Genomic DNA, 7285 nt, shown 5'->3' on the forward strand with positions numbered 1-7285 from the left:
GGCGGGGCATTCTGGCGTGGTGCGGGGTAAAAATGGGCATAATCAGTGAGATCAGAGAAACCATTATTTATAAAGGTATCGGTATCTTAGACCCATGGGTCGGTAGTGAACAGACCAAAAAAGAAATCTTAGCGGTACTTTTATCAGGTAGAAACTTAATTCTTGAAGGACCCCCTGGTGTAGGTAAAACATTATTGGCAAAATCGACCGCACAATCTTTGCCAGACATTCAGGCTAACGATTGTAGTTTCAATTGTGAACCAGGTTCAATCCAATGTCCTCAATGCCGGTCTGAGAAGAAGCAGGTTATTACCATGCTTCGCACAACAGAGATTATTCGAATGTAAAAATGCAAAGTGATCGATAACTCCGCAGCGGGGCACCTCAAATCGAAGGAAATGTAAAAACACATATCTTAGAAAAAAGGAAAAATAGAAAAACTTGCAACTCCTCCTGAAATATGTTAAATCTTAAGACTGGTGGACATAGATTCTTTAGATATAAGTTAGATATAAAGATTATAGAGAAAGGGAGGCTGATATGCAAAAGACGATTGAAAATCTAACAAAGGCATTTATTGGTGAAAGTCAGGCAAGAAACCGTTACACATTTTATTCAAAGATTGCTCAGAATGAGGGCTTTGATCAGATTTCAGAGATTTTCCTTATAACAGCAGATAATGAGAAGGAGCATGCCAAGTGGTTATTCAGATTAATCAACGGATTAAAGCAAAAGAGTAATGAGAAACTTGATGAAATAACTGTTGAAGCATCAGCACCGACAATGCTTGGAAATACTGCTGAGAATCTAAAGTCAGCAATCGCAGGAGAACATTATGAGTATACCAAAATGTATCCTGAATTTGCAGATGTTGCCGAAAAAGAGGGGTTTCCTGAAATTGCCAGACGTTTAAGGTCAATCGCTAAGGCAGAGGAACACCATGAAGAAAGATATAAAAAATTATTAAAGGAAGTCGAAGGAAACACTGTATTTAAAAAAGACAAAAAGGTCTACTGGATCTGCAGAAAATGTGGATACATGTATGAAGGAACTGAACCACCAGAAAAATGTCCTTCCTGTGACCATGAATCAAACTATTTTCAGATTAAATGTGAAGACTATTAATGGTCTACGACCCATAGGAAAGAATTAGATACATTTTCTTAATGGGATTTAAATGAAAGCTGTAGAAATAAAGCCTGATATCTATTGGGTTGGTGCAATAGACTGGGGTGTAAGGGATTTTCATGGTTATGTTATACCAAACGGGACAACATATAACAATTATCTGATTCTGGACAGAGAGATTACTCTGCTGGACACAGTCAAAGATGATTTCTCTGAAATAACCATTAACAATATAAAGAACCTTATAGAACCATCAAAGATAGTCAATCTTGTGATAAACCACATCGAGCCTGACCATGCAGGCAGTATAGATAAGATTATGGAGATTACACCAGATGCAACTATTTATATAACTGAGAGAGGCAAAAGGGGACTTGATAGATATTTTGATACATCAAGGTGGAGATTTAAGATTGTCAAGACTGGTAATACCTTGAATATCGGTAAATACAATCTCCTTTTTATCGAAACACCAATGCTTCACTGGCCAGACTCTATGATGACCTATGTGAAGGAGGCAAAGATTCTAATCTCGCAGGATGCATTTGGACAGCACCTTGCAACATCAGCACGGTTTGACGATGAGTTTATAGAATGTGCTTCATATGCAGAACTTGAGGATGCGGTTATTGATTACTATGCAAACATACTTATGCCCTTTGGACAGCTTATCAAGGCAAAGATATCTGAGATTCAGAAACTTGGAATTGAGATAGATATGATTGCACCCGATCACGGTGTGATTTGGAGAAGTGAACCAGAAAGGGTCATCCAGATGTATCTAAATATGGCAAATGGAAGGTCATCCTTAAGGGTAGCCGTAATTTATGATACCATGTGGCACAGCACAGAATATATGACACTTCCAATTATTCAGGCAATAAAGGATGAAGGTGTTGATTGCAAAGTAATTAAACTAAGGGCAACACCAATGAGTATTGCAATCAAAGAATTCTGGAAATCGAGGGGGTGTCTTATTGGAACACCTACTCTAAATAATATCATGTTCCCCTCTGTGGCAGAGTTTATGACTCACCTCAGGGGATTGAGACCAAAGAATAGAATTGTTGGTGTCTTTGGAAGCTATGGATGGGGTGGTGGCGCAGTGAAAGAGGCATACGATGAATTCAAGCGTATGGGGCTTGAAGCCGTCGAACCAGGGATTCAGGTTGTTTACAGACCATCTGCTGAAGATGAAAAACAGTGCTATGAATTTGCTCGAGAGTTTGCAAAAAAGGTAAAGGAATATCATAAAAAATTCGAATAAATTGCATGAAAGAGGCAATGCTGTATGAAAGGTCAGATAATCAAAAGGTAAAATGTCATCTCTGTAACCACTACTGTACAATCCTTAAAGGCAAAAGGGGAACATGCGGTGTCAGGGAAAACAGGGATGGGACACTTTATTCTCTTGTATATGGAAAAGTAATCGCTACTCACATAGACCCTATCGAGAAAAAACCACTCTTTCATTTTATGCCAGGCTCCCGTTCTTATTCAATCGCAACCGTTGGATGTAATTTCCACTGCAACCACTGTCAGAACTACGATATCTCTCAGTATCCTAAAGAACATGGCGGGATAATTCCAGGCAGGGATATGACTATAGGGCAGATTGTATCTGAGGCTGAAAAGACGAGGTGTGAAAGTATATCATACACATATACAGAACCAACTATATTTTTTGAACTGGCATATGAGACCTCAAAACTCGCAAAAGAACGAGGTATAAAAAATGTATTTGTGAGTAATGGTTATACAAGCCCTGAGGCAACAAGGCTCATCGCCCCATATCTTGATGGAAACAATATTGACCTTAAGTCATTCAGCGATGAACACTATAAAAAGGTATGTGGTGCAAAACTCCAACCTGTGCTTGATACAATCAGGTTAATGAAGGAATCAGGTGTCTGGGTAGAGGTGACTACACTTATCATACCCACATATAACGACTCAGAGGATGAGTTAAGGAAGATTGCAGCCTTTATAAACTCAGTGGATGCCTCAATCCCATGGCATGTTACTCAATTCTACCCCACCTATAAACTCCTCGATCAACCACGAACACCTATAAAAACACTCAGAAGGGCAAGAGAGATCGGTGTAGAGGAAGGATTAAGATATGTTTATGAAGGGAATGTGCCAGGTGAGGGTGGTGAGAATACATACTGCTACAGGTGCGGAGAACTCCTGATTCAGCGCTATGGATTCTTTATAAATAAGAATATTATAAAGAACTCAAGGTGTCCAAGATGTGATGCGGTAATTGATGGTGTAGGGATGTGAGAAGATTAGGACAGCACTTTCTCTTTGACCGCTCTATCATAAAGAGAATACTCGATACAGCCTCTCTGACAAAATCTGATACTGTAGTTGAGATCGGAGCAGGAACAGGATTGATGACAGGGATGATCTCAGAGAGAGTGCAGAAGGTGATTGCGATCGAACTCGACAGGAGGCTATGTGAGAGATTGCGAAGGGATTTAACTACCTATCGAAATGTTGAGATAGTAGAAGGAGATGCCCTTTATTATCCATATGAGAGTATAAAGGGGTCTTTTAAAGTAGTAGCAAACCTACCTTATTATATAACAACACCCATAATCTTTCGCCTCCTATCTGCAAAAGCAAAAATAAATGGCATGACTCTTATGATTCAGAAAGAAGTTGCTGAGAGGATAGTCGCATCCCCGGGGAACAAGGACTACGGTGTGCTATCTGTGGTGATTCAGTTTTACACAAAACCGGAGATAGCCTTTGCCGTGCCAAGAAAGTTATTCAGGCCACCTCCCGAAGTTGATTCATCGGTTCTTAAAATAAGTATACTCGATAAACCCTCTATAGAGGTAAAAGATGAATCATACTTTATCCATATTGTCAGAATTGCATTTTCGCAGAGGAGAAAGATGCTGATTAATTCTCTCAAGGCAGTAGGAATAGGTATAGAGGTAATAAGGGAGACATTACTTTCAGCAGGGATTGACCCCACGAGACGGGCGGAGACATTAAGTATAGAGGAATTTGGAAGGCTATCAGATGCCCTGAAAGATAGAACGCAGAGCACAATATATGACTGAAATACCAGAGGATTGGAATAAGGCAATAGCGAGAGTTACCAATGAAGGTGGCAGGGTCATTGTGATTGGTGCTGTTGATTCTGGTAAGAGCACATTCTCAAAACTACTTGTAGATACAACCGCAAGAAAACATGAAATTATTCTAATAGATGCAGATATCGGACAGTCATACCTTGGTCCACCAGCAACAATAGAGACCTCTCTGTTCCATAACCTACCTGACTGGAAAAATCTCGGTCCTCCAGATTACATGTATTTTATCGGAGATACTACCCCTGAAGGTCATTTCTCTCTTTTTCTTTCATGTATAAAAAAAATCTGCATGATTGCAGAAGAGAAAAGGGCTTTCCTCACCATTCTCGATACCACAGGCATGGTATCCGGAGAAGGTGCAAAGATGCTTAAAAGGAAAAAAATGGAGATATTTCGTCCTGACCATATAGTTATACTCCAACGTTCAGGTGAGAGCGAGCATCTTCTTTATCCATATATCTATCACGAAGAAGGGGTGAATATTCACCGTCTTGGTGTAGTGAAAGTAGCAAAGACAAGATCCAAAGCAGAGAGAAGAGAATACAGAAGAAATCGGTTCAAGATTTATTTTGAGGACGCAGAAGTGTGCATACTTCCATTAAATAGTGTTGAACTGATAAAAGGACCACCCCATACCCATAGGAGACTTTCCAGTAGTGAGAGGGATTTTTTTTCTATGGTTATCGGCGTCCCTGTGCTCTATGGCACCAAGTCAGCCATCAGGGTAAATCTTATAACCGCTGGAGAGGTAAAAGGGAATGCTATAGGTGAAATATGGAAACACTACCCTGATAGAGAAATAGTCGTAACGGATCTCAGGAAATTAGAAGGCCTCCTTCTCGGGCTTGATGTAAACGGTGATAATACCACTGCCCTGGGTATCCTATCAGGTATCAGTGCTGAAAGAGGCAATATACAGATACTTACACCTCTGAAAGATTCCTCAAAGATACAAACTATAAGATTGGGCAACCTGAAAGTAAAAACATCAGGTGAAGAACAGAGATTTCAGTGGTAAACCCCGTTAGAAAGTTTGGGATAAACGTTATAAACTCTCCCTAACCATACAATTAGGGGGACTTTCTAACGGGGTTGAGAATCTTCTCTATTATCCTGCTTGTTGATACCCCCTCTATGAGGGGTATAGATATTACCTTCCCTCCCTTTGCTTCTACGATTTCTCTTCCTACTATCTGATCGATTCCCCAGTCCCCTCCTTTCACCAGAATATCGGGCTGGAGTTCTGTGATGATATTTAACGGATCTGGTTCGTCAAAAAAAGTAATAAAGTCAACACATTCAAGGGATGCAAGAACCTCTGCACGTTCTTCCTGTGGTGTGATAGGACGGTCTTTCCCCTTTATATTCCGAACAGAGGCATCTGTATTTATGGCTACTATAAGGATATCTCCCAGTTCCTTTGCCTTCTGGAGGTATCTTGTGTGTCCGATATGAAGGATATCGAAACAGCCGTTGGTAAAGACAATTCTTTTACCCTGGCTTTTTAGAGTTTCAACAGTCTCTTTCAGTTCTTTACGGCTTTTTATCTTCTCGATTCCCATCCTATGTGATGCGCATGCCAAATTCAGCAATCTTTGGCTTTACCAGAGCGGCATAATCAGCGTAATCCATCTTTATAGATTCCGTATGATTTCCTGCCAGGAAGAATATCTCTTTATCCTCTGAGAGAGTTTTATCTTCATATACATCTATGTCGTAGAGATTTCCAAATGGTGGCATCGCACCGACTTCACAGTCAGGGAAAAGCTTTCCAAACTCTTCCTCTGTTGCAAGCCTGACATCCTTTGTCTGCAAGAGTTCTTTGAGTTTATGCATGTCTATCTTCCAGCTTGCCGGAAGTACTGCCATAACGAAACGCTCACCTGCTTTTATGATAACTACCTTCGCTAATTCTTTTCCTGGAACATGGAGGGCTGCAGCGATTTCCTGTGCGGTAAACGCCTCTGGATGAACCAGAACCTTATAGTTAACACCATTTTTATCCAGGTAATCTTTGAGCTTTTTGCATATCATATAAATCCCCCCTTTCTATATAGGCTGTGGACTCCTTTTAAACTTGGCTAATTATACCATTTTTCGTATTTAAGTTGAACTAACTAGTATAAAAATCAAAATTTAAAGATAAAAAATCAAAAATACAAATTAAAATTTTAAATTTTTGAGTTTTGATCTGTCATTTTGATTTTTGAATTTTGAATTTTGCATTAAGTTAAGTAATGAATACCACTGCTTCGCTCTTTGGAATCCTTGATGGTGGATATGGCTTTTCATTTGGATAGCCCACCGGCACTATAGCTACAGGTCTGAGGTAGTCTGGAAGGTTTAATATCCTTGCGACCTCCAGTTCATTAAATGCCCCTATCCAGACACTACCGAGACCGAGTTCATAAGCAACAAGCATCAGGTTTTCTATGCTTGCGGCTGTATCCTGGATGGAATACAGACTTACACCTCTCTCTCCGTAATATCTCCTTATGCGATTATCTGTGCATCCTACTATTGTGAGTGGTGCCTCGGCTATAAATCTCTGATTAAGTGCAGCGGCAGCTATTTGACTTTTTACTTCTCTATTGAAGACAAAATAAAATCTTCTACTCTGCAGATTTCCTGCACTTGGAGCCCATATAATAGACTCGATAAGGGACTCTATTGCCTTTTGTGGTATCTTCTTATCGAGAAATTTCCTTACACTTCTTCTTTCTTTTACCGCCTCAAAGACTGTCATAGTTCACTCCCTTGCCTTTCTGATACTTCCCAAGCATCTGTATAAATTCTTCTCTTTCTTTTTTATTCTGTGCAAGCAGTCGTTCCTTTTTGTTCAGATACTTCTGCCCTCTTATTTCGGTATTCTAAAGGGAATCTGCCCATGCCCGTAACTGTCGGAAGAGACATAATCAGCTTGCCTTGAGATTCTTTAACAACCTTTCCCTCATACCTATTAGTGTCAATCCAACTACCTCTCGTGTTTCCTCCACATACCTCACAATAGCACCTTCTCCAATGTCAACCCCAACTGCCTTGAGTGG

Annotated in this window: 9 protein-coding genes; 6 read left to right on the forward strand and 3 right to left on the reverse strand. The window is 40.1% G+C overall.

Annotation, left to right across the window (positions count from 1 at the left end):
* The 6 genes from AB1488_00560 to AB1488_00585 form a co-directional block, all read left to right on the forward strand.
* Nucleotides 1–347, forward strand: a 347-nt coding sequence (locus AB1488_00560; protein MEW6408595.1) for an ATP-binding protein, incomplete at its 5' end; no start/stop codon positions are given.
* Nucleotides 348–540: 193 nt separating this feature from the next.
* The gene (gene rbr, locus AB1488_00565) at nt 541–1125 is read left to right on the forward strand and encodes a rubrerythrin (protein MEW6408596.1); all 585 of its coding nucleotides are present in this window, start codon (nt 541–543) and stop codon (nt 1123–1125) included.
* A 52-nt stretch (nt 1126–1177) separates the two neighbouring features.
* Complete coding sequence (locus tag AB1488_00570; GenBank protein MEW6408597.1) at nt 1178–2395, forward strand: FprA family A-type flavoprotein; 1218 nt, start codon at nt 1178–1180, stop codon at nt 2393–2395.
* 5 nt (nt 2396–2400) lie between these two features.
* Nucleotides 2401–3414 carry an AmmeMemoRadiSam system radical SAM enzyme gene (gene amrS / locus AB1488_00575; GenBank protein MEW6408598.1) on the forward strand — a complete coding sequence of 338 codons (1014 nt, stop codon included), beginning with the start codon at nt 2401–2403 and terminating at the stop codon, nt 3412–3414.
* Entirely contained in the window at nt 3411–4205 is a 795-nt protein-coding gene (rsmA, locus tag AB1488_00580) for a 16S rRNA (adenine(1518)-N(6)/adenine(1519)-N(6))-dimethyltransferase RsmA (protein ID MEW6408599.1), read from the forward strand. Before amrS ends, rsmA begins: the two co-directional genes overlap by 4 nt.
* Nucleotides 4198–5256, forward strand: coding sequence for a Clp1/GlmU family protein (locus tag AB1488_00585; GenBank protein ID MEW6408600.1), 1059 nt, complete (start codon nt 4198–4200; stop codon nt 5254–5256). Before rsmA ends, AB1488_00585 begins: the two co-directional genes overlap by 8 nt.
* A gap of 52 nt (nt 5257–5308) precedes the next feature.
* Here AB1488_00585 and rfaE2 read toward each other — a convergent pair whose 3' ends face one another.
* The 3 genes from rfaE2 to AB1488_00600 form a co-directional block, all read right to left on the reverse strand.
* Nucleotides 5309–5830, reverse strand: coding sequence for a D-glycero-beta-D-manno-heptose 1-phosphate adenylyltransferase (rfaE2, locus tag AB1488_00590; GenBank protein ID MEW6408601.1), 522 nt, complete (start codon nt 5828–5830; stop codon nt 5309–5311).
* On the reverse strand, nt 5802–6272 hold the full coding sequence (locus AB1488_00595; protein ID MEW6408602.1) for a YbaK/EbsC family protein: 471 nt from the start codon (nt 6270–6272) through the stop codon (nt 5802–5804). Before AB1488_00595 ends, rfaE2 begins: the two co-directional genes overlap by 29 nt.
* 196 nt (nt 6273–6468) lie before the next feature.
* The gene (locus AB1488_00600; protein ID MEW6408603.1) at nt 6469–6984 is read right to left on the reverse strand and encodes a nitroreductase family protein; all 516 of its coding nucleotides are present in this window, start codon (nt 6982–6984) and stop codon (nt 6469–6471) included.
* Nucleotides 6985–7285: the final 301 nt, after the last annotated feature.

This window comes from Nitrospirota bacterium, assembly GCA_040756155.1.
Lineage (GTDB): Bacteria > Nitrospirota > Thermodesulfovibrionia > JACRGW01 > JBFLZU01 > JBFLZU01.